This is a genomic window from Profundibacter sp. (genome assembly GCF_965277155.1).
Taxonomy (GTDB): Bacteria; Pseudomonadota; Alphaproteobacteria; order Rhodobacterales; family Rhodobacteraceae; genus Profundibacter.
Genome location: NZ_CBDIBV010000004.1, coordinates 176,780 through 197,592 on the forward strand (window position 1 = coordinate 176,780; position 20,813 = coordinate 197,592).

General features: G+C 55.6%; 18 protein-coding genes and 1 pseudogene. 12 read left to right on the plus strand and 7 right to left on the minus strand.

Translation table 11 applies throughout. The features are described 5' to 3' along the window. Nucleotides 1–6 precede the first annotated feature (6 nt). The 6 genes from fdh3B to ACQY4M_RS02910 all read left to right on the plus strand — a co-directional run bounded on the left by fdh3B (nucleotide 7) and on the right by ACQY4M_RS02910 (nucleotide 4,225). Nucleotides 7–600 (plus strand): formate dehydrogenase FDH3 subunit beta, encoded by a 594-nt coding sequence (gene fdh3B, locus ACQY4M_RS02885; RefSeq protein ID WP_428540576.1) that lies wholly within the window; start codon nucleotides 7–9, stop codon nucleotides 598–600. Between the two features lie 111 nt (nucleotides 601–711). Further along, complete coding sequence (locus tag ACQY4M_RS02890) at nucleotides 712–1,767, plus strand: formate dehydrogenase subunit gamma (RefSeq protein ID WP_428541105.1); 1,056 nt, start codon at nucleotides 712–714, stop codon at nucleotides 1,765–1,767. Continuing rightward, on the plus strand, nucleotides 1,764–2,408 hold the full coding sequence (locus tag ACQY4M_RS02895) for a hypothetical protein (protein WP_428540579.1): 645 nt from the start codon (nucleotides 1,764–1,766) through the stop codon (nucleotides 2,406–2,408). Before ACQY4M_RS02890 ends, ACQY4M_RS02895 begins: the two co-directional genes overlap by 4 nt. After that, complete coding sequence (locus tag ACQY4M_RS02900) at nucleotides 2,405–2,884, plus strand: 4Fe-4S dicluster domain-containing protein (RefSeq protein ID WP_428540582.1); 480 nt, start codon at nucleotides 2,405–2,407, stop codon at nucleotides 2,882–2,884. Before ACQY4M_RS02895 ends, ACQY4M_RS02900 begins: the two co-directional genes overlap by 4 nt. 4 nt (nucleotides 2,885–2,888) lie before the next feature. Next, nucleotides 2,889–3,932, plus strand: coding sequence for an IS5 family transposase (locus tag ACQY4M_RS02905; protein ID WP_428539221.1), 1,044 nt, complete (start codon nucleotides 2,889–2,891; stop codon nucleotides 3,930–3,932). 107 nt (nucleotides 3,933–4,039) lie between these two features. After that, complete coding sequence (locus ACQY4M_RS02910; RefSeq protein ID WP_428540585.1) at nucleotides 4,040–4,225, plus strand: hypothetical protein; 186 nt, start codon at nucleotides 4,040–4,042, stop codon at nucleotides 4,223–4,225. Between the two features lie 12 nt (nucleotides 4,226–4,237). Here the strand turns inward: ACQY4M_RS02910 and ACQY4M_RS02915 are convergent, their stop codons facing one another. After that, nucleotides 4,238–5,464 carry an IS256 family transposase gene (locus tag ACQY4M_RS02915; protein WP_428539582.1) on the minus strand — a complete coding sequence of 409 codons (1,227 nt, stop codon included), beginning with the start codon at nucleotides 5,462–5,464 and terminating at the stop codon, nucleotides 4,238–4,240. A 45-nt stretch (nucleotides 5,465–5,509) separates the two neighbouring features. On the opposite strand from ACQY4M_RS02915, the gene ACQY4M_RS02920 reads away from it, so the two are divergent. The 5 genes from ACQY4M_RS02920 to ACQY4M_RS02940 all read left to right on the plus strand — a co-directional run bounded on the left by ACQY4M_RS02920 (nucleotide 5,510) and on the right by ACQY4M_RS02940 (nucleotide 11,721). Next, nucleotides 5,510–6,286 carry a (Fe-S)-binding protein gene (locus ACQY4M_RS02920; protein WP_428540588.1) on the plus strand — a complete coding sequence of 259 codons (777 nt, stop codon included), beginning with the start codon at nucleotides 5,510–5,512 and terminating at the stop codon, nucleotides 6,284–6,286. Nucleotides 6,287–6,347: 61 nt separating this feature from the next. Next, nucleotides 6,348–6,989 carry a hypothetical protein gene (locus tag ACQY4M_RS02925; RefSeq protein ID WP_428540591.1) on the plus strand — a complete coding sequence of 214 codons (642 nt, stop codon included), beginning with the start codon at nucleotides 6,348–6,350 and terminating at the stop codon, nucleotides 6,987–6,989. Further along, entirely contained in the window at nucleotides 6,986–8,275 is a 1,290-nt protein-coding gene (locus ACQY4M_RS02930; RefSeq protein ID WP_428540594.1) for a (Fe-S)-binding protein, read from the plus strand. The genes ACQY4M_RS02925 and ACQY4M_RS02930 overlap by 4 nt, the downstream gene beginning before the upstream one ends. A gap of 64 nt (nucleotides 8,276–8,339) precedes the next feature. Then, nucleotides 8,340–9,716, plus strand: coding sequence for a sigma-54-dependent transcriptional regulator (locus ACQY4M_RS02935; RefSeq protein ID WP_428540597.1), 1,377 nt, complete (start codon nucleotides 8,340–8,342; stop codon nucleotides 9,714–9,716). Continuing rightward, on the plus strand, nucleotides 9,709–11,721 hold the full coding sequence (locus tag ACQY4M_RS02940; RefSeq protein ID WP_428540600.1) for a sensor histidine kinase: 2,013 nt from the start codon (nucleotides 9,709–9,711) through the stop codon (nucleotides 11,719–11,721). Before ACQY4M_RS02935 ends, ACQY4M_RS02940 begins: the two co-directional genes overlap by 8 nt. Nucleotides 11,722–11,735: 14 nt before the next feature. On the opposite strand, the gene ACQY4M_RS02945 is transcribed toward ACQY4M_RS02940, so the two are convergent. The 5 genes and pseudogenes from ACQY4M_RS02945 to ACQY4M_RS02965 all read right to left on the minus strand — a co-directional run bounded on the left by ACQY4M_RS02945 (nucleotide 11,736) and on the right by ACQY4M_RS02965 (nucleotide 17,272). Continuing rightward, nucleotides 11,736–12,863: a hypothetical protein gene (locus ACQY4M_RS02945; RefSeq protein WP_428540603.1), complete on the minus strand. Its 1,128-nt coding sequence runs from the start codon at nucleotides 12,861–12,863 to the stop codon at nucleotides 11,736–11,738. 233 nt (nucleotides 12,864–13,096) lie between these two features. Then, a complete protein-coding gene (locus ACQY4M_RS02950; RefSeq protein WP_428540606.1) occupies nucleotides 13,097–13,744 on the minus strand; it encodes a lipopolysaccharide biosynthesis protein in 648 nt (215 codons plus the stop codon). Between the two features lie 133 nt (nucleotides 13,745–13,877). Next, a complete protein-coding gene (locus ACQY4M_RS02955; protein ID WP_428539582.1) occupies nucleotides 13,878–15,104 on the minus strand; it encodes an IS256 family transposase in 1,227 nt (408 codons plus the stop codon). Between the two features lie 377 nt (nucleotides 15,105–15,481). Then, nucleotides 15,482–16,420: pseudogene (locus tag ACQY4M_RS02960) on the minus strand (IS256 family transposase); the annotation flags it as partial. Between the two features lie 378 nt (nucleotides 16,421–16,798). Next, complete coding sequence (locus ACQY4M_RS02965) at nucleotides 16,799–17,272, minus strand: hypothetical protein (RefSeq protein WP_428540609.1); 474 nt, start codon at nucleotides 17,270–17,272, stop codon at nucleotides 16,799–16,801. Nucleotides 17,273–17,384: 112 nt separating this feature from the next. On the opposite strand from ACQY4M_RS02965, the gene ACQY4M_RS02970 reads away from it, so the two are divergent. Next, nucleotides 17,385–18,517 (plus strand): IS3 family transposase gene (locus ACQY4M_RS02970; protein WP_428539245.1). Its coding sequence is split into 2 segments (ribosomal slippage): nucleotides 17,385–17,637 and nucleotides 17,637–18,517, totalling 1,134 coding nucleotides; the frame shifts between segments, so codons are not numbered across the junction. Between the two features lie 220 nt (nucleotides 18,518–18,737). Here ACQY4M_RS02970 and ACQY4M_RS02975 read toward each other — a convergent pair. Continuing rightward, nucleotides 18,738–20,813 (minus strand): hypothetical protein, encoded by a 2,076-nt coding sequence (locus tag ACQY4M_RS02975; RefSeq protein ID WP_428540612.1) that lies wholly within the window; start codon nucleotides 20,811–20,813, stop codon nucleotides 18,738–18,740.

Below are 20,813 nucleotides of genomic sequence, written 5' to 3' on the forward strand. Positions count from 1 at the left end.
TGAGAAATGGCACGAGTTAAATTTCTCTGTGACGCGGAACGCTGCATTGAATGCAACGGCTGCGTAACCGCCTGTAAAAACGAGCACGAGGTGCCTTGGGGCATCAACCGTCGCCGGGTTGTAACCATCAATGATGGCACGCCGGGTGAACGCTCGATCTCGATGGCGTGTATGCATTGTTCGGATGCGCCCTGTATGGCCGTATGCCCGACCGACTGTTTTTACCAGACAGCCGACGGCATTGTGCTGCACAACAAAGATCTGTGCATCGGTTGTGGCTATTGCTTCTTTGCCTGCCCGTTTGGCGCGCCGCAATATCCGCAGGCCGGCAATTATGGTTCGCGCGGCAAGATGGACAAATGCACCTTCTGCGCTGGTGGCCCGGAAGAGGACAACAGTCAGGCCGAATTCCAGAAATACGGTCGCAACCGTATTGCGGAAGGCAAGCTGCCGATCTGCGCTGAAATGTGCGCAACCAAGGCCCTTCTGGCAGGTGACGGGGACGTTGTGTCCGGCATCTACCGCGAACGGGTCGTGGCACGCGGCTTTGGGTCCGGCGCCTGGGGCTGGGGCACTGCCTATGGCCAAAAGGGCGGCTGATCCTTTGATCTGAAAACAACGTGGCGCGCAGGATCTATTGCGCGCCACAGCCCATATCGCGAAGGTTTCGCGTGTGTCGCCTTGTCAGAAAGGTCAATTGCTTTGCAAAATATGCTACTAACATCCGCCCGCACATCGTTTGGCAAGTTTAGCGCAGGGTTTGCCCTGTTGCTGGTGCTGTTGATGCTGTTTGGTGCGACCGATATACACGCACAAAGTGTTCGTGCGCCCGGGAACGCAGTAAATCTGGACGACGGGATAGAAGACGGTCCCTCAAACGCATTGGGTGATGATTCCCAATCCGATTTCTGGCGCAATTTTCGCGGCGGTGATCCAAATGACATAAAGCAGATGTTGGAGGCCCGCCCCGAAGGGGCTGTGCTAACCACAACAGGTCAGCATTGGCGTGAACTGCGTGAAAACTATATCCGCAAATATGCCGGATGGTTCCCGCTGGGCGTCATCGCCTTATTGCTGCTATACCATCTGATCAAAGGCAAAATGCGTATCAAAGGCGGGTTTTCCGGTAAAACCCTGCCGCGTTTTAATATTAACCAGCGGGTATCGCATTGGTTCATGGCATCCGTGTTTATCATACTGGGCGTAACCGGTTTGATCATCCTGTTAGGGCGTCCACTGATTGCACCCTATCTGGGCAAAGAGGTAAACTCGGTTCTGACCAGTGCGTCCATGCAGGGGCACAACCTGTTTGGTCCGCTGTTTATTGTTGCTTTGGTATGGATGTTTATCAAATTCGTGCGTGGCAATTTTTTCCAGTGGGTGGATCTGAAATGGATTTTTAAACTGGGCGGTTTTTTTGGCGGCCACGTCAGTTCCTCGCAGTTCAATTTCGGCGAAAAAACATGGTTCTGGATAGTGATCCTTGTCGGTATCGTGATGAGTGCAACCGGCATTCTGCTGCTGTTCCCGTGGCTGGTGGATGATCTGCGCTGGTTGCAACTGTCGACCATCCTGCATGCGGGCGGGGCAATCGTGCTAATCTCGGTCCTGTTTGGCCATATCTATGTCGGCACTGCCGGGATGGAAGGGTCCATCGATTCCATGCTGAAAGGTGAAGTGGATGAAAACTGGGCCAAAGAACACCATGATCTGTGGTACGAAGAGGTAACAGGAAAATCCGCGACAGAAGAGGAGGGCACATCATGACGTTCCTGCAATTCGTCGAAGGTCCGTTGTTTTATGTTGCCGCTGCTATCTTTGTAGTGGGGGTGGTTTACCGCCTGATTGGTATTTTGAGGTTGGGCGGAGAGCGCGACCTTGCCCGCCCCAATGGCTCTGCGATTGGCGGGGCGATCTTTACAGTCCTGCGTCATTTCGTGCCACGTCGTACCTTCTGGCGAGGCAGCTCATTCCATTTTGTTACCGGTTATGCTTTTCACATCGGGTTATTCGTGCTTCTTCTACTTGCCGCACCGCATGTCGCGTTTCTTCAGGAGCGTATTCTCGGTTTTGGCTGGCCTGTAATGCCGCGTTGGGCTTTTGTACTCACTGCCGAGGTGGCCTTTGCTGGGCTTATCTTGCTTTGGGTCCGCCGGTTTGTTGATCCGGTTCAGAAACTGATATCCACATCCGGAGACTATGCCGCCACCATCCTGACCTTTCTGGTAATGTTGACTGGCTGTTTGGCACTGCAGGAATCGCACGTTGCACTGCGGGCTACTCATATGGTTTTTGTTGATATCTGGCTTATCTATTTCCCGTTTAGTCGCCTGATTCACACCTTTACCTTCTTCTTTTCGCGGGCACAGACCGGTGCCACTTATGGCCGGCGGGGGGCTAAGCTATGACCGTTCAAAAAGCCATTGATAAATTTGTTGAAAAAACAGGTGCCAAGGTCGCAAGCTATCTGGATGCTTGTGTTCGCTGCGGGCTTTGTGCGCAGGCCTGCCAATACCACGAGGCGACGGGTGACCCCAGACATGCGCCGGTGATGAAATTCCAGCCCCTCCAGCAGGCCTATCAGGCAAGCAAGGATCCATTGTCGCCTCTTTGGCGTATGATTGGGCGGGCGCCAAAGAAAGTCACCGAAGAAGAATTATCGGATTGGCAGGATCTGATTTATGATTCTTGCTCTATGTGCGGCCGATGCACACTTGCCTGTCCGATGGGAATCGACATTGCCTCGCTGGTTTGGGTGATGCGCGAGGGCATGTCAGAGGTGGGCCTTGTGCCACCGGAAATCACAAAAAAAGACCTCTGCATAACATCGGGATTCCCCCGGGTTGGCCGTTTTGGTAAGCTAGCCGGGAAATCTCTGGGGTGAATAGATGGACCTTTTCCTGCACGAAGCGGCGGCACGGATCGGCGCGGATGACGTTCTGTCGAAGATCGACGCGCTGATGGATTGGAACTCGTTTTTGCCGATCCTGCGGCGCGGTCTGGGGCGCTCGGGGATCGGGCCTCAGGGCTATGATCCGCTGGTTCTGTTCAAGTGTCTTCTGGTTGGCCAGTGGCACGGGCTGAGCGACCCGAAGCTGGAGCGGGCCTTGAAGGTGCGGCTGGATTTCATGCTGTTCTGCGGGCTCGATCTGCACGCGTCGGTGCCGGATGAGACGACCCACTGCCGGTTCCGCAATGCGCTGGTCCGGGGTGGCGTTTACGATGAGCTGCTGGCCGAGGTCTGCCGCCAGATCGAGGCGCATGGGCTGAAGCTGAAAGAGGCTGAGGCGGCGATCATTGATGCGACCCTGATCGCGGCGGCGGCGCGCCCGCGCACCCATATCGACGCCCCGCAGGACCGGGCAGAGGACGGGGCAAGGGAAGGGACGCCGGATGATCCGCCCGAGGTCTCACCCGACGGGGCACAGCTGCATTTCAGCGCCGACCCTGATGCCCGCTGGGTCAAGAAGGGCCGCAAGAGCACGCTCGGCTACAAGGGCTTTGCCCGCTGCGACGAAGAGGGCTTTATCGACAAGGTGCACACCACGCCCGCCAATGCCGCCGAAAGCCCCGAATTCGCCACCATGATCGCGGGCGCAAAGGCGCAGCGGGTGCTGGCCGACAAGGCCTATGCGAGCAAGGCCAACCGCCAGATGCTGCGCGGCAAATACCGCGACGGCATCCTGCGCAAGGCAGCGCGCGGCCGCCCCCTGCGGCAATCGGAGAAACGCTTCAACCGGCTGATTTCGAAACGCCGCTTCCGCATCGAGCAGACTTTCGGCACGATGAAACGCCTCTTCGGCCTGCAGCGGGCGAGATATTTCGGGCGCGCCAGGGTGCATGCCCAGATGGTCATGGCCGCCATCGCGCAAAACCTGCTCAAGGCCGCAAACAGGATCACCCTCAACCCGCAAACCCCCGCAATCGCATAGCCCCAAACCCCGCCACCCGTCTGTCCGCCGGACCCGCAGGGGCGCAAGGTGGGCGGCCGAAATCTTGCTTCAACCGAAAGCCATGGCCTCATGCAGAGGTCTTAAAAATGGCCCACGCTGCGCGCGATACCGGTAGCCCGATTGGTGTCACTGCAAAAAAATTGCGGAAAATCCTCGATGACGTTGAGAAAAAATATGATGTCAAGATGCACCTCGACAAACCCCACGCTGAAGTTTTCGGTTGTGTCTCGAAAGTGGTGGAAATTGATTTCAGGCACCTCCGAGCGGGTTGAGTTATGCGCCGGTCAGGCGGCTTGGTCAAGGGTTGCGTCGGCGACGGGCTGAGCGAGCGTTTCCCAGCCATCGACCTTTCGCATGACGATCTGCCCCGAGGCCATCAGAGCCCAAAGCAGCATCGGCACGGTCTCGGCGCATGGCAGCACGGTCTGGGTCTTGATGCGGCGGCGGAATTCCTCGTTCAGGCGTTCGATCGCATTTGTCGTTCTGGCCGATTTCCACTGGCCTTGTGGCAGACGCGTGAAGGTGAAAAGCTTATCTCCTGCTTCTTCCAAGCTGTCAGCGACGGCCTTGCATTTCAGCCGCCATTTTCGCAGAAATGCCTTGCGGCGGGTGGCGATTTCCTCGGGTGTTTTGGCGTAGATCATGTCGCGGTAATCTTCTGTCAACTCATCATGCATACGCTTGGGTGCCTTGGCCAGAAGGTTGCGGTGCTTGTGCACCGTGCACCTCTGGATCGGCAGATCTTCACCCCAGAGGGCAATGAGAGCGACCTCAAGTCCCGGTGCCCCGTCCACGATGACAAATTCGGGCCGTTTCAACCCGCGCGCATCCAGATCGTTGATGAACTGACGCCAGGCGGAGGTGCTTTCGCCGCCCATGTTCATCAGTGATAACAAGACCTTCTGCCCATCCCGGCGCACGCCAATCGCGGCCAGAACCGAGATATTGGTGGCCTTCCTGTCAATCCGCGTTTTGATCACGGTGCCGTCCAGGATCAGCCGCACGATGTCTTCATCCGCAAGGCTGCGGGCGCACCACGCCTGCCAGTCCACCTTCACCTTGCGCCAGGCGCGGCTCACCACATCCTTGCTGACCGCCCCCTGAAACAGGCCGAACAGGGCGCGTTTTACCCGCCGTGTGTTGGTGCCCGAAAGGTAGACAGCAGCGATCAGCGCCTCGGCCTTCTTCGTCAGCCGCTGGTAGCGGGGCAATGCCTTCGAGCGCCATTCTCTGGCCTTGCCGGCCTCGCCTGTGATCCGCGCACGCGGCACGCGCACCGTTTCGGTTCCAAATGTTCCGACCAGTTGCCGCTCGCGATGCCCGTGGCGGTATCCGGCCTTTGCCCCGCCGCTGCGGCCATACCGGCAACGGCCCAGAAACTGCTCCAGCTCCTCTTCGAAAACCGCCTCGATCGTCGCGCGGATGTTCTGGCGCAGCCGGTCTTCAATCGGGTCATAGCCTGCTTCATTGGCCAGTAGCGCGGATGTCGATGTTGCTGTATTCTTTGTCATGGCGTGATCTCCTTGGCGGTTCCAGCCGCCGGTTGGGTGGCTTCGATGCACCCGGAGATTACGCCGTCCTCGAATTTCCACCAAACTCGCGACACTACCGAAGTTTTGTTGCTCGACTCTTCACTAGATTATGAAGCCTATCAACCAACTCTGGCGGCAATGGCCAAGATTCTTGACCGCCTTGGAATAGATTGGAGCTTCTCGTCGAAAGGCTACGAGGCGAGCAATCTGGGCCTATTTTCTGGCGAAGAGAGCATAGCCCGGACAATGGTGGAACGAATTACCGAAGCGGCAGAAGATATGGGGGCAAAAACTGTTCTGGCTCCGGAATGCGGCCATGGCTATGGTTCGATCCGCTGGGAGGCGCCCAACCTATTGGGCCGAGAATTGCCATTTGAAGTGCTGCATATCGTCGAATTTCTGGCACGTATGCACAAAGAGGGACGACTTAAGCTCAAACCCGAGAGTCGGGCACTTACTTATCACGACCCGTGTAAATTGGGCCGACGCGGTGGTGTGTTTGAAGAACCACGCGAAATGATGCGAGACCTTGTAACCGATTACCGCGAAATGAAGCCGGGTGGTGTAACCAACTGGTGCTGCGGCGGCGGTGGTGGCGTGGTTGTGATCGAAAGCGCCCGCAAGTTGCAGCTGGAATCGTTCAAGATCAAAATGGATCAGGTGGAAAAAACCGGGGCAGAAGGTGTCGTTATGTCATGTGCCTTTTGCCACATGACCTTTGACAAGAGTTCCGAACATTTCAAATGGGATAAGAAAATCGAAGATATGGTGCAGATGATCGAGCGCCAAATGATAGACTGATACGAAGGCTGGACGTAATATAAAGGCGGACGCGGCTCTTTAATGTACAGGGGGTGAAAGCATGGGGTTTGTTGGTTTCGTAGAAGGCCCGTTGTTCTATGTCGCCGCCGTTATTTTTGTGTTGGCTGCCGCATGGCGCTTATTCGGTCTGATCCGTATGGGGCGTAAACCTGATATTTCACCGCCCAAGGGTTCGGCGACAGCCGGTTTCATCAAAGGTAACCTGCGCCATTTCGTGCCACGCGGCATGTTCGCACGGCGCACTTGGATTCACTTCGTGGCGGGTTATGCTTTTCATCTTGGCTTGTTCGTGCTGTTCTTTTTCGGTGCGTTCCACATTGATTTTATCAAACAGTATCTGGGCATTTCGTGGACGCCACTACCACGCTGGGGCTTTATCCTTGCTTCGGAAATTGCCTTTGCCGGCCTTATCGTTCTGTGGGTGCGCCGGTTTTCGGACCCTGTGATGCGGTTGATATCCGATTGGGATGACCATATCGGCACATGGCTGACCTTCCTTGTCATGCTGACCGGCTGCTTGGCGCTGCAACAAAGCCACGATGTGCTGCGGGGCATTCATATGTTGTTCGTCGATATTTGGCTGATCTACTTTCCGTTCAGCCGGTTGATGCACGCCTTCACCTTTTTCCTGTCGCGCGGCCACACCGGCGCGACCTATGGCCGTAAGGGGATGAACCCATGAGCAGTGATAACAAAGCCCAAATCGCGGTTGATAAGTTTCTGCAATTTACCGATGGCGAGGTCGCCTCGTTTTTCGAGGCTTGCGTGCATTGCGGCGAATGTGCCGAGGCGTGCCATTTCTACATGGCCACCAAGGATCCAAAATATACGCCCACCTATAAACTGTTCCCGATGGTCAAGACCTACAAGCGGGAAATGGCGCCATTGCACAGCATCCGCAAGATGTTCGGCCTGTTGCCCCCCGCCGTAACCGAGGGCGAGTTGCGCGAATGGGAAACGCTGGTTTATGACAGCTGCACCATGTGTGGGCGTTGCACGATGGTTTGCCCGATGGGCATCGACATCGCCGGCACCATTCGCAAGATGCGCGAAGGCTATGCGGCAGCGGATATCGTGCCGGACGGGTTGAAGCGATCTGTCGATTTTGTCGAGAAAACCGGCAGCCCGATGGGCGTGACCCCCAAAGCCCTGCTGGCGCAGGTCAAACATCAGGAAAAAGAAACCGGCATCAAGATCGAAGTCGACAAACAGGGGGCCGATTATATGGCGATCCTGTCGTCGATGGAGATCATGGGCTATCCTGAAATCATCGGGGCCTATGCCAGAATTTTCAAAAAAGCCGGGGTAAGCTGGACCATTTCTTCCAAAGCCTACGAGGCAACCAATGTCGGCGTTCAAATCGGATCAGGCCCCTTGGCCAAAGAAATCGTTACCCGTGTTGTGGATGCTGCCGAAGAGCTGGGTGTGAAGTATGTGATCAGCCCGGAATGTGGCCACGCCTATGGCGCGATCCGCTGGGCGGGTCCGAATATGGTTGGCCGCCCGTTTAAATTCGAGGTGGTGCATATTATTGAACTGCTGGACCAGTTGCGCCGTGACGGCAAAATACCGGCAGGGGTCAAGGACGGGCGCAAGATGACGCTGCATGACCCCTGTCAGATTATCCGGCGTGGCGGGCTGTTGAAAGAACCGCGCTCGCTACTGGATGATTCCTGCTCCGATTTTGTCGAAATGGAATATGCCGGCCTTGGTAACTTGTGTTGTGGTGGTGGCGGTGGTGTTTCGGCCAACCCGCGTGCCGCTGAATTGCAGAACGCCGCCTTCGGGTGCAAGGCGGACCAACTGAATGCGATTGACGGACTGGAAGCTGTGGTTGTGCCTTGCGCCAACTGTCGCACAGTGTTCGAAGAAGGTCTGGAAGAACGCGAGATGTATAACCTTGAAGTGTTGGGACTGGGTGAACTGGTTGCCGAAACCTTGAAGGATATAGAGCAAGCCGAAGGTTGAAAGTTGGTGAACAATAGCGCAGGTTAGGCAGGTTGAACTATGTAATCTGTTCGCCGGGGCATCAATGAACAAACCTGAAAAATCCGCATCAGATATGTCACCCGAATTTGGCGCGGGGCTTGAGCTGTGCTCGATCCTTGTGGTGGATGATGAACCGGGGATGCGCAATTTTCTGGTGAAAATCCTTGGTCCGCGTTGCAAACGGGTCGAACAGGCCGCTGATGTGGAAGAAGCCTCGCGCCTGCTGGATAATAATCACTATGATATTGTTATACTTGATAATATCCTGCCTGGTAAAACCGGCCTTGAATGGCTGCGCGAACAGCTTCAGGTCGGGTTTTTTGCCGATGCTATCCTGATCACTGCCTTTGCCGATCTGGAAACCGCCATTCAGGCGCTGCGGGCGGGGGCGGTGGATTTTGTGCTCAAACCGTTTCGCTCAAACCAGATATTGAATGCTGTAGCGCGCAGCATGGACCGGCTGCATCTGCAACGCGAAAACTTCCTGTTGAAATACGAATTGTCGGCGGATGCCACAGCAGGGCGGGGACGGTTGCTGGGTAATTCCAAAAAAATTACCGACATCCGCGAAACCCTGCAACGGGTGGCATCGCTGCCTACGCCGGTGCTGTTTACCGGCGATACAGGCACCGGCAAGGAAATTGCCGCCCGCACCTTGCACGCCATGTCGGACCGCGCCGACAAACCCTTTGTGCCGGTCAATTGTGCGTCTTTTTCCCCCGAAGTGATTGCCAACGAATTATTCGGAAATGTTCAAGGCGAGACCGTGCAGGCACACGGACGGCAGGATGGCCTGCTGCTTTATGCCAGCGGTGGCACGCTGTTTTTCGATGAAATCGCAGAAATGCCGCTGTCGTTGCAGGCTACCTTGTTGCGGGTGATCGAGGAAATGCGCATTCGCCCCTTTGGATCGCAGCGCGAAGTGCCGCTGAACCTGCGGTTCATATTTGCCACGAATGCTGATCTTCCGGCTGCTGTTGAGCAGGGGAAATTTCGCGAAGATCTGTATCACCGTATCAATGTGCTGAATATCCGTATGCCCACCTTGCGCGAACGCATCAGCGATTTGCCGGAACTGGCAGCGATGTTCATGAAAAAGCTGTCGCATGAATTGCGGGTGCCGCCGCTGCCCTTGACCGAACAGGTGCTGTTGAAACTGTCCTGCTATGACTGGCCCGGCAATGTGCGCGAATTGCGCAACCTGATTGAACGCTCGCTTATCCTGGGGGAATTCCCGCAGGAATTTTCCTGTGGCGACGAGGAAGACACCGATGCCGCGCCGGATTCCCTGCAAGCAGTTGAACGGCGTCATATCCTGACCGTTCTGGATGCCTGTGGTGGCAACCGTGCCGAGGCCGCGCGCCGGCTGGGTGTGTCACGCAAAACCATCGACCGTAAATGCGCGATGTGGGATGTCTAGGCCTCTGCACAGCCGGATAAAATGGTTTCGCTCGGTCCGCGCCCGCCTGCTGGCGATTGCCCTGTTGCCTATGCTGGTGGTGATGCCACTGTTTTTATGGGTTGTCGGGGTGAACTGGGTCAACCGGTTTGACAATCTTCTTATTGCCAAAGTGAATGGCGATTTGACCATCGCGCATCAGTATTTTCAAGGTATTCTGGAACGCAGCGGAGAACGGATTAAGGCACTGGGCGACTCTGCCGAATTTGCGCGTGTGATGCAGGGCAATGATGATACCGAACTTGCCACTTATCTGGAGGCCGAACGCGCAAATCTGGGGCTGGATTTTCTGTATTTCGTGAAGAAGGATGGCCAACTTGTTTCAGCACCGCCTTTTGCAGGAAATCTGGATACGATGAAATGGCCGGTCGTTGTGCAGGCCATTAAAGGCCATGATGCAACCGAAATTGATATATTTCAGGCCGATGATCTGGCCGCTATTTCGCCCGCATTGGCGCAAAAAGCACGGATAAAACTGGTCCCGACCGAAGCCGCAGTTCCAACGGACAGACGGGCTGAAACCCGTGGTATGGTGGTCCACACGGCTTCGGCTGTTAAGGCCGGTATTCCCGCCGCGTTGGTTGGTGGGCTGCTGCTGAACCGCAACCTGTCCTTTATCGACACCATCAATGATCTGGTTTACCCCGCTGCCAGCCTGACCGAAGGCAGCCGTGGCACCGCAACCCTGTTTCTGGAGGATGTCCGCGTCAGCACCAATGTGCGCCTGTTTGAAAACGTCCGCGCGCTGGGCACCCGTGTTTCGGCAATTGTGCGATCAACTGTGCTGGATGGTGGCAAAGTCTGGCTGGATCGGGCGTTCGTGGTCAATGACTGGTATATATCAGCGTATGAGCCGATCGTGGACAGCTTTGGTAAACGGGTCGGGATGCTGTATGTCGGGTTTCTGGATACACCGTTTCAGGCCGCTAAACAGCGCACCCTGAAAACGATACTCGGCGGTTTTTTGGCACTGGTTTTGCTATCTGTGCCGATCTTCTTGCGTTGGGCCGGCGGGATTATCAAACCGCTGGAACGCATGGTGGCCACCATTACCAGGGTAGATGATGGGGACATGGGCGCGCGCACCGGATTGCCTGTAGGGCAAGATGAAGTAGGGCGTGTGGCAGGGCATCTGGACCACTTGTTGGAGCAATTGCAGGAACGTGACCAAAAACTGCGTGACTGGGCCGAGGAGCTGAACAAACGTGTAGCTGAACGCACCCGCGAATTGAGCGAAGCAAACCAGCGGCTGGAAGCCACAACCAAGCAATTGCTTGTGGCCGAAAAACTGGCTGCGATTGGCGAAATCACCGCCGGTATTGCTCATGAGATCAACAATCCGATTGCGGTAATACAGGGAAATCTGGATGTGATCCGGCAAGAGGTGGGAAATGAAACTGGGCTGGATACCGAATTTGGCCTGATCTATGAACAGGTCCACAGTGTGAATGTTCTGGTCAGCAAGCTGTTGCAATTCGCCCGTCCCGAAGAATATGCAGGTATTGTCGAGCACCATGTGCCGGACGAGGTGATCAATGACAGTATTCCGCTGGTGCAACATCTGCTGGGCAAGGGGAACATCGAACTGGTGCTGGATCTGCATGCCGATCGCCCGGTTGCGATGAACCGCACGGAATTGCAACAGGTTCTGATTAACCTGATTGTCAACGCCATCCATGCCATGCCCGATGGTGGTACATTGACCCTGCGGTCCGCCAACAAAGACGAAGGTGATGTGCAGGGTGTCGAGATCGAGGTATCGGACACAGGTGTCGGCATGCCCCCCGAGGTGCTGGGATCTGTATTTGATCCGTTTTTTACAACCAAACAGGCCGAAGGCACGGGACTGGGCCTGTCTATCAGTCAAAAGCTGGTCTCGCGCAGCGGTGGCAGGATACGGGCACAAAACAAGGTAGGGGAAGGGGCCAGTTTTACAGTCTGGATTCCGGCGGCGCAATTCGAATAACGGAGCTGTTGCAATTAACGCAATCGTGCCAGAAACCGGACATACTCGTAAGCGAAAAGCATCGGATAGGCGGCAATTGCCAAGGATGAAAAATCACCACGGGCAAAGATCGGCATCAGGGCAAACAGGATGATGGAATACATTTGCCGGCGGTTTGTGAAAGAGAAAGCGGTTATTTTGGGCAGCTCAAAGCGATGCAACAGGGCCCCGACAATCAAACTGCCGAAAATAATGCCGATGAACCCGTAATCGACATAGAAGTTGGCGAACGAAGGCAGGGCGGTGTTGAGAAAGGTAAAGCCGCTTTGTTCCGCCACTTCCACTCCGATCCCCTCGGCTTTGCCGGGCCAGATCGAGCGTGGAATAAAAATGAATATCGCACTTAGGGAATAGTTGGACAGGCCTGAATGCCCCTCGTAAATCCGAACGGTATTCAGGAACACTTCAAAGCTTGAAAATTCGATCGAGCTGTATAACCCCATTGCGTTTGCGAAACTCAGGTTTTCCAGACCACTTTGCATCAGGGATGTAAGGGGCTGCACCACGGCCAGCAAAATAGGAAGCAAACCAACCACCAGCCGGATATTGCGCCTTATGGGGCTGAGTAAAAGCAGGGTCATGCCAAAAACCATAAGCGCGGTAATGCTGATGTAGCGCGGTGTGTTGACGGGGTTGGCAATAGCAATGGCGATCCCGATCAGGATCCAGGTGGCAAGCCGGGGTGCCTTGAATTTGCTAGAGGTGCCAAGCGATGCAATCGCGGCAAAAAAGAAGACAATCTTTGACCAGTATTCCAGAATGCTTGACCCCGCATTGGCGCCGTTATCAAGCAGATAGATTTCGGTTCTGGATGACAGATATGGCGCCGGCCCAAGGATAATAAAGGCCAGAACAACAACCAATGCACATCCGGCAACGACATAAAGCAGATTTGGTTTTCGGGCTTGTTTCAGGGGCGGGCGGAGTATTGGCTGGCGTGTTATCCGAAACCCGATAACGCAAAAAATGATATGCAGGAAAAAGACAAAAAAGGCGGTTGTCGAGATTTCCGAAAGCTGATTGCCGAATACAAATGTGGCGCCGATAATCTGCTGGATCCCGTAGGCGAATAAGGCAAATGATAAGAGCTGGAAATAGAACACCAGCGTAATGCCCCCCCTTGAAAGGATATAGATCGAGGATATCGCCAGCGTTATTGTCAGGATCAGGAAATATGTTTTGGAAGATGCCGACCCTTCCAGAAAGAAGGAAACGATGATTGGCGCCAGATAGGTTATCGCAAAAACGGCAAGAACAATCAGATCGCGAAGGGGCCGTCCCTTCCCCGAATGCGGGTTTGTTGAATTATGGTCGACGGGATAATTCATGCCTTGGCCTAGCCGGTTTTGCCGTTGGCGTCCATATCCGCGTCAGGCCCGGACAGGATTTGCAGAACACGCAAGAAGATGATCGAATTCTTCAGAACCAGTATCAATAGATAGGCGATGGCAAACCCCATTGCGCCACCAGCAAGACCACCAAAATAATAGGACGGCATGGCCAGCAGGAACGTCATGACAACCGTGCGCATCAGGAATTTTTCATTCCCGGTCATAGAAAGAAGCATACTGGAAGTGCCGGTCATTGCATTGAAAACACTGCCCGCCAGATAAACATATAACAAGGCGCGGCCAATTTCGGCATCCCCGCCCACAAGTTTTAGCAATCTGTCGTTAAAGAAAATGATGAAAATGGAAATTGTCAGAGCAAAAATGGTCGCAAAACCCGAGGCGAGTATGAAATGCCGTTTTAGCAATATGCTGTTGCCGTGATCCCGTGCGAAAAATCGGGCAACAACGGGGTCTGTTACTGTCAGGGCAAAGCCGGCCATCAAGCCCAGCCGTTCAGCAAGGCGAAGGTGGCCAACGTCAATGTCGCTTAGAACCATACCACCTATGACCAACGCCCCCGCCTGACTAAGGAAAACCGCGTTGGCAACGATCCAGAACCACTTTGCGCCCTCGGTGGTTTGCGCCTGTAGCACAGGGGTTTTCGGGGTGTTGTGGTGTTCTATACTGTGGACCAGAAAAAACAGGGCAGTGAAGACGATCGGTTGTGTCTCGAAAGTGGTGGAAATTGATTTCAGGCACCTCCGAGCGGGTTGAGTTATGCGCCGGTCAGGCGGCTTGGTCAAGGGTTGCGTCGGCGACGGGCTGAGCGAGCGTTTCCCAGCCATCGACCTTTCGCATGACGATCTGCCCCGAGGCCATCAGAGCCCAAAGCAGCATCGGCACGGTCTCGGCGCATGGCAGCACGGTCTGGGTCTTGATGCGGCGGCGGAATTCCTCGTTCAGGCGTTCGATCGCATTTGTCGTTCTGGCCGATTTCCACTGGCCTTGTGGCAGACGCGTGAAGGTGAAAAGCTTATCTCCTGCTTCTTCCAAGCTGTCAGCGACGGCCTTGCATTTCAGCCGCCATTTTCGCAGAAATGCCTTGCGGCGGGTGGCGATTTCCTCGGGTGTTTTGGCGTAGATCATGTCGCGGTAATCTTCTGTCAACTCATCATGCATACGCTTGGGTGCCTTGGCCAGAAGGTTGCGGTGCTTGTGCACCGTGCACCTCTGGATCGGCAGATCTTCACCCCAGAGGGCAATGAGAGCGACCTCAAGTCCCGGTGCCCCGTCCACGATGACAAATTCGGGCCGTTTCAACCCGCGCGCATCCAGATCGTTGATGAACTGACGCCAGGCGGAGGTGCTTTCGCCGCCCATGTTCATCAGTGATAACAAGACCTTCTGCCCATCCCGGCGCACGCCAATCGCGGCCAGAACCGAGATATTGGTGGCCTTCCTGTCAATCCGCGTTTTGATCACGGTGCCGTCCAGGATCAGCCGCACGATGTCTTCATCCGCAAGGCTGCGGGCGCACCACGCCTGCCAGTCCACCTTCACCTTGCGCCAGGCGCGGCTCACCACATCCTTGCTGACCGCCCCCTGAAACAGGCCGAACAGGGCGCGTTTTACCCGCCGTGTGTTGGTGCCCGAAAGGTAGACAGCAGCGATCAGCGCCTCGGCCTTCTTCGTCAGCCGCTGGTAGCGGGGCAATGCCTTCGAGCGCCATTCTCTGGCCTTGCCGGCCTCGCCTGTGATCCGCGCACGCGGCACGCGCACCGTTTCGGTTCCAAATGTTCCGACCAGTTGCCGCTCGCGATGCCCGTGGCGGTATCCGGCCTTTGCCCCGCCGCTGCGGCCATACCGGCAACGGCCCAGAAACTGCTCCAGCTCCTCTTCGAAAACCGCCTCGATCGTCGCGCGGATGTTCTGGCGCAGCCGGTCTTCAATCGGGTCATAGCCTGCTTCATTGGCCAGTAGCGCGGATGTCGATGTTGCTGTATTCTTTGTCATGGCGTGATCTCCTTGGCGGTTCCAGCCGCCGGTTGGGTGGCTTCGATGCACCCGGAGATTACGCCGTCCTCGAATTTCCACCAAACTCGCGACACTACCGTTATCAGGTCTCACAAATCTAAAGAGACTAACCCTCAAACTGGGACGGGATAGTGACCTTTCGCCATTATCCGGATTGACAGGACTGCAACGTTTGCGGCTTTCTGGGAGGGTAAAAGACCTTTCGCCACTATCCGGCCTAAATAATCTGAAGCATCTGGTCCTTAGTCCGGGGCAGGACAGCGACATTTCATCGTTGTCAGAATTGATAGAGTTAGAGGAGTTGGAACTTTCAGGGGAAGTAGATGAGCTATGCCCAAAAGTTGGTGACACAGTAATCAGGCGGCATGTTTTTCCTGCTTGATCCCGTCCTTAAATTCAACCCCTTCGATGATTTCCGGCAATCGGAATGCGCCGTCGAGTTTACGCCATTTCTTCTTTGCCGACATCATCAGGCGGAAGGTCATTGCCAAGGCGGTCTTGCGCCCGAGGCAGCCTTTGGTCTTCTTCGTTCGGTGCCGCACGGTGGCAAATATGCTTTCGATGGGGTTGGATGTGCGGATGTGTTTCCAGTGCTCGGCAGGGAAGTCGTAGAAGGTCAGCAGCACGTCCCGGTCCTTGGTCAGCTTCCCCACGGCACGCTCGTATTTCACGCCATAGGCTTCGATGAAGAAATTGAACGCGGCCTCGGCGTCCCGTTTGTTCTCGGCCATCCAGATGTCCTGTAGATGGCCCTTGGCTTTGGCTTGCAGCGACTTCGGCATGGCATTCAGGACGTTGCCGGTTTTATGCACCCAGCAGCGCTGCTCCCGGGTCTCACCGAACACCTCCCGCAAGGCGTTCCAGAAGCCGAGCGCGCCATCACCAACGGCCAGATCAGGGGCTTTTCTGAGGCCACGACGTTGCAAGTCCAGCAGCAGTTCACGCCAGCTCTGGCTGCTTTCTCGATACCCGTCCACGAGGCCCAGAACATCCTTGTTACCCCACTCGTCCGCGCCGATGATCACCAGCATGCATTGCTTGTCAGCATCCGTGCGCGGCTTGAAATAAACCCCGTCGGCCCAGAAATACACATAGCGTTTGGCCGACAGGTCACGCCGGTTCCAACGCTCGTATTCTGCCCACCACTCCGCCTTCAGGCGCGAAATCGTGCTCGATGTCAAACCACCCGCATCAGGCCCCAGAAGGGCCGCCAGTGCTTCGCCGAAATCACCCGTGGAAATACCTTTGAGATAGAGCCAGGGCAACAACTCCTCGACCGACTTTGCCCGGCGCATAACTCAACCCGCTCGGAGGTGCCTGAAATCAATTTCCACCACTTTCGAGACACAACCGGCAATCCCAAATCCAGATTCAGATGGCCATCATCACTGACCATGCCCAACCGGCCATCAATGGAAAATATTGTGACAGATGATGTGAACGCGGGCATAGGCATCGTATACCCCTGCGAAGACATGGTGCCAATATTGGATGAAAGGATGTAATTCCCGATCATTTGGTCTCGCGTTAAAAACCCGCCACACATCTCGGCATCAAATTTTTCACCGGATTCGGCAGTGGAAATATTGGGGAAAAACATAGCGCCAATGCTTAGTATCCCCGCCATAAGTGCGCGTTGAATTATCATAATCTTCCTTCCATAAATCAAAACCCTAAGGTCTGATCGACCAAAGCTCGACATAGTAACTATGCCTGATGCGCAAAATCCTGCCATCGCTTGGCACCTCAAAGCTCGCCTTGAGCGTTCCAACGGCATATTCCATGGCTTCTTCATCGTCATTTACACTGACAATGGCGAGGTTCAATTCAGCGTCCGCAGCGGTTTCATCCCCACCAGTAGAAATCATTGTGCCCGTAAATTTCATATGCGGAAAATTGGCAAACTTGCAGCCCGCCAACCTTTCCAGCCCAACGCGGGCTTCGGGCAATATCAGCGTTAGGTCGTCAGTTCCCTGCCAAGCGCTGTCACCCTTCCCGAAATCAACAAACTCAACCAGCAACCTGCTTTTTTCGGATTTCAACGTGATGTTGTCGTGATCCAGATATATTTCAGCATCAGTATCGACAACATGTTCAAAATTACGAATGGTTTTGTCTGATTGAAGCAAGCTGGGGCCAAGTTTCATCTCATAACTCCCCCCAACCAGATAATCGCTAATCGTTACATCACAGAGAGGTGGTCGCGGAAATTCGGACCAGTTGTTAAGGTGGATCGACTTATGAGAAAGACGATTCAAAATGACGAAACGAAAGAACCATTCTCCCGAATTCAAAGCCCGCGTTGCGCTTGAAGCAATCCGCGAGGAAATGACGATGGCGGAGCTGTCGAAGAAGTATGGTGTGCATCCAACCCAGATTGGCACATGGAAACGAGCAGCGATTGAAAACATGGCCACGGCATTTTCCAGACGGGGCCGTGATCCTGATCGGGTTGATGAAGCCCAGATTGAGAAGCTGCACTCCAAGATTGGTCAGCTGGTCGTGGAACGGGATTTTTTAGCCAACGCCTCGCAACAGTTGCTCGGGAAGCGAGGCAAAAAATGGTGAGCCGTGAGCATGATCTGAGTGTGCGACGACAATGCGGGCTACTTTCTCTGGCGCGCTCGAACCTGTATTACCAGCCAAAAGGCGAAAGTGCTGAAAATTTGCGGTTCATGACAATAATCGACAAGCAATTCTTGCAGACGCCGTGGTATGGATCACGGCAAATGGCCCGGCACATGCAGCGCCAAGGTTACAAGTGTGGTCGCCACAGGGTCCGCCGTTTGATGCGGCTGATGCGGTTGGTTCCGATCTACCAGACGCCCAACACGAGCAAGAAACATCCGCAGCATAAGATCTACCCGTATCTGCTGCGAGACCTGACGATTGATCGTCCAAACCATGTGTGGTGCGTAGATATCACCTACATTCCGATGCAGCGCGGGTTCCTCTATTTGGTCGCGATCATGGACTGGCACAGCCGCAAGGTTTTGAGCTGGAGATTGTCAAACAGCATGGAGGCAGATTTTTGCGTTGAAGCCCTGAAAGAGGCTATGGCCAAATACGGCAAGCCCGATATCATGAACAGCGACCAGGGCAGCCAGTTCACCGGGTTTGAATGGACGCAGGCGCTGAAAGAAGCCGACGTGAAAATCTCGATGGATGGCAAAGGTCGCTGGGTCGATAACCGGATGATCGAGCGGCTTTGGCGATCCTTGAAATACGAATGCATTTACCTCAACGCATTTGAAACGGGTTCGCAGACCCGCGCCGGGATCGGGAAATGGTTGGCTTACTACAACACCGAGCGCCCGCATTCCACCCACGGAATATTGACCCCGGATGAAGCCTATGACAGAAAAACAAAACCAATGAGTTTGGCAGCCTAAATGAAACCCTGATCCATCTTAAACTGGCTGCTGACTGGTCAAAAAAGTGGGACCACCTCTCAGACGGTTTCCGCCAACGCTCCTGCCGCATTGCAAATCGAGAAAATTAGAAGAATAGTCAGGGTTCTAAAGTGACACATCAAATCACCTACTCCTTCAATAGGATAATAAACAAAGCTATTCTGACCACTTAATCCTGCTAAGGCCAGTCAGGAATCCCCTACCTACGCCCTTCGCGCAGCCATGCGCCAACCGTGAACAACGCCGCCAACAACAGCGTAAGCCATGCAGGCAGCAACGGGATCAGTGTCACATCCGCTGTCAGATAGGCCTCGCGCGGGGTGATGCCCAGCCAGCCGCGCCCCGATGCCGGACGGCCCTCCCGCACGTTGCGCACACTTGGCACGCCGTCCTCCAGCGCGAATGTTCCGCCGCGCATCTTATCGACCACCGGTAACAGCTTATCCCCCGTTGCAATGGTTTCCTCAAATTCCCGCGGGGCCGAAGGGCCAAGGGCGATCACCGTGTCCTTTTCCCCGTCGCTTAACCGGTACAGCCCGATTGTCGGCCCATCAAACGTAGCCTGATAGCGCCCCGGTGATACCTGTTTCAACGTTACCGTCTGCGTGCTGCCATCCGGCAAGGTCACTTCGACATCCGGCACTTCTTCGCCCAGCGTGCGGCGGATGATGGTCATTGTCTGCCCCTGCGCTTCGGCCCACAGGGCTTCTTCCTCCAGTTCGGGTTCCTTCATCATCCAGTGCGCCAGCCGCCGCAGCAGTTCCAGTTGCGGCCCGCCACCTTCAAACCCGCGATCCCACAGCCATGCCTGATCCGAGGCCAGCAGTGCCACGCGCCCCTCGCCGACACGATCCAGCACCAGCAGAGGACGATCGCCAACACCTGTCATCACAGTGTTGCCCGACAATGTTTCGATCTCGATCTGGCGGAACCAGCGGCCCCAGCCGGGTCCATCCTCGCCCTTGGCCACAGGGGGGGCGAAATCTTCCAGCCCTTCAGTCACCGGATGGCGCTGGCCAATGTCCGACACCAGTGGTTTAAAGCCCTCTTCCAGCACCCGCGCCGTGGGGGCGGCAGGCAGGATATCGGCCAGTGACGTGTGATAAATCGAATCCGCTGACGCAAAATCCGACCCCGCCGCCACCATCAGCGCCCCGCCCTGTTCGACATAATCGCGCACACTGTCCATATAGATCGAAGGCAGCAATCCGCGCCGTTTGTAGCGGTCAAAAATGATCAGATCAAAATCGTTTATCTTGTCCAAAAACAGCTCGCGCACAGGAAAGGCGATCAGTGACAGCTCCGATACCGGCACCCCGTCCTGTTTGCCGGGCGGGCGCAGGATGGTGAAATGCACCAGATCGACCGAGCTGTCCGATTTCAGCAGGTTGCGCCATGTGCGTTCGCCGGGATGTGGCTGGCCCGATACCAGCAGCACCCGCAGCCGGTCGCGCACCCCGTTGATCTGCACCACGGCGATATTGTTGCGGTTGGTCAGTTCGCCTTCGGACTCCGGCACCGTAAACTGGATCACGTTCATGCCACCGTGGGGCAGCGTCACCGGCAATTCCAGATCCTGCCCGATCGGCACATTATACGCCTGCGCCGGCCCGCCATCGACCGAGATTTCCAGCTCTGCCAGCTTACCCAGCCCCGCCGGGACCGCCCCCTGATCATCCACTCGCAGGGTCAGTAAAACCTCTTCGCCCAGAATGGCAAAACCGGGGGCGTTTTTCACACTTAGCCGCCTGTCCCAATCGGTTTTATGCCCCGTCAGCAACGTATGCACTGGCGCGGGGATGTTGGGGGCGAGGTCCACATCATGCACCTGCCCGTCGGTCAGCAGCAGCACACCGGCAATGCGCGATTGTGGGATGTCGGCCAAGGCCTCGGCCACAGCGCCCATCAACAAGGTGCCACCGTCGCCCTCGGCATCGGGCACCGTGGTTGTGCGCAATTCGGTGTTGGGGCGGGCGGTGATACGGGCGGTCAGTTCAGCCAAGGCCGTGGCGGTTTGATCCTGCCGATCCGACACCTTCTGACTGGCGCTTTCGTCTACCACCAGCAGCACGATATCGGTCAGCGGTTCGCGGTCCTCTTGCTGCAAGGCTGGATTGGCCAGCGCACCGATCAGCACCAGCGCCGCCAGCCCGCGCAGGGGCCAGCCCGCCAGTTTGCGCCAGATGGCAAAGCCGATGAACAACACCGCCAATACAACCAAGGCAGCCAGTATCGGCAGAGGGACGAGAGGGGAAAACAGGATGGAATTGCTCAT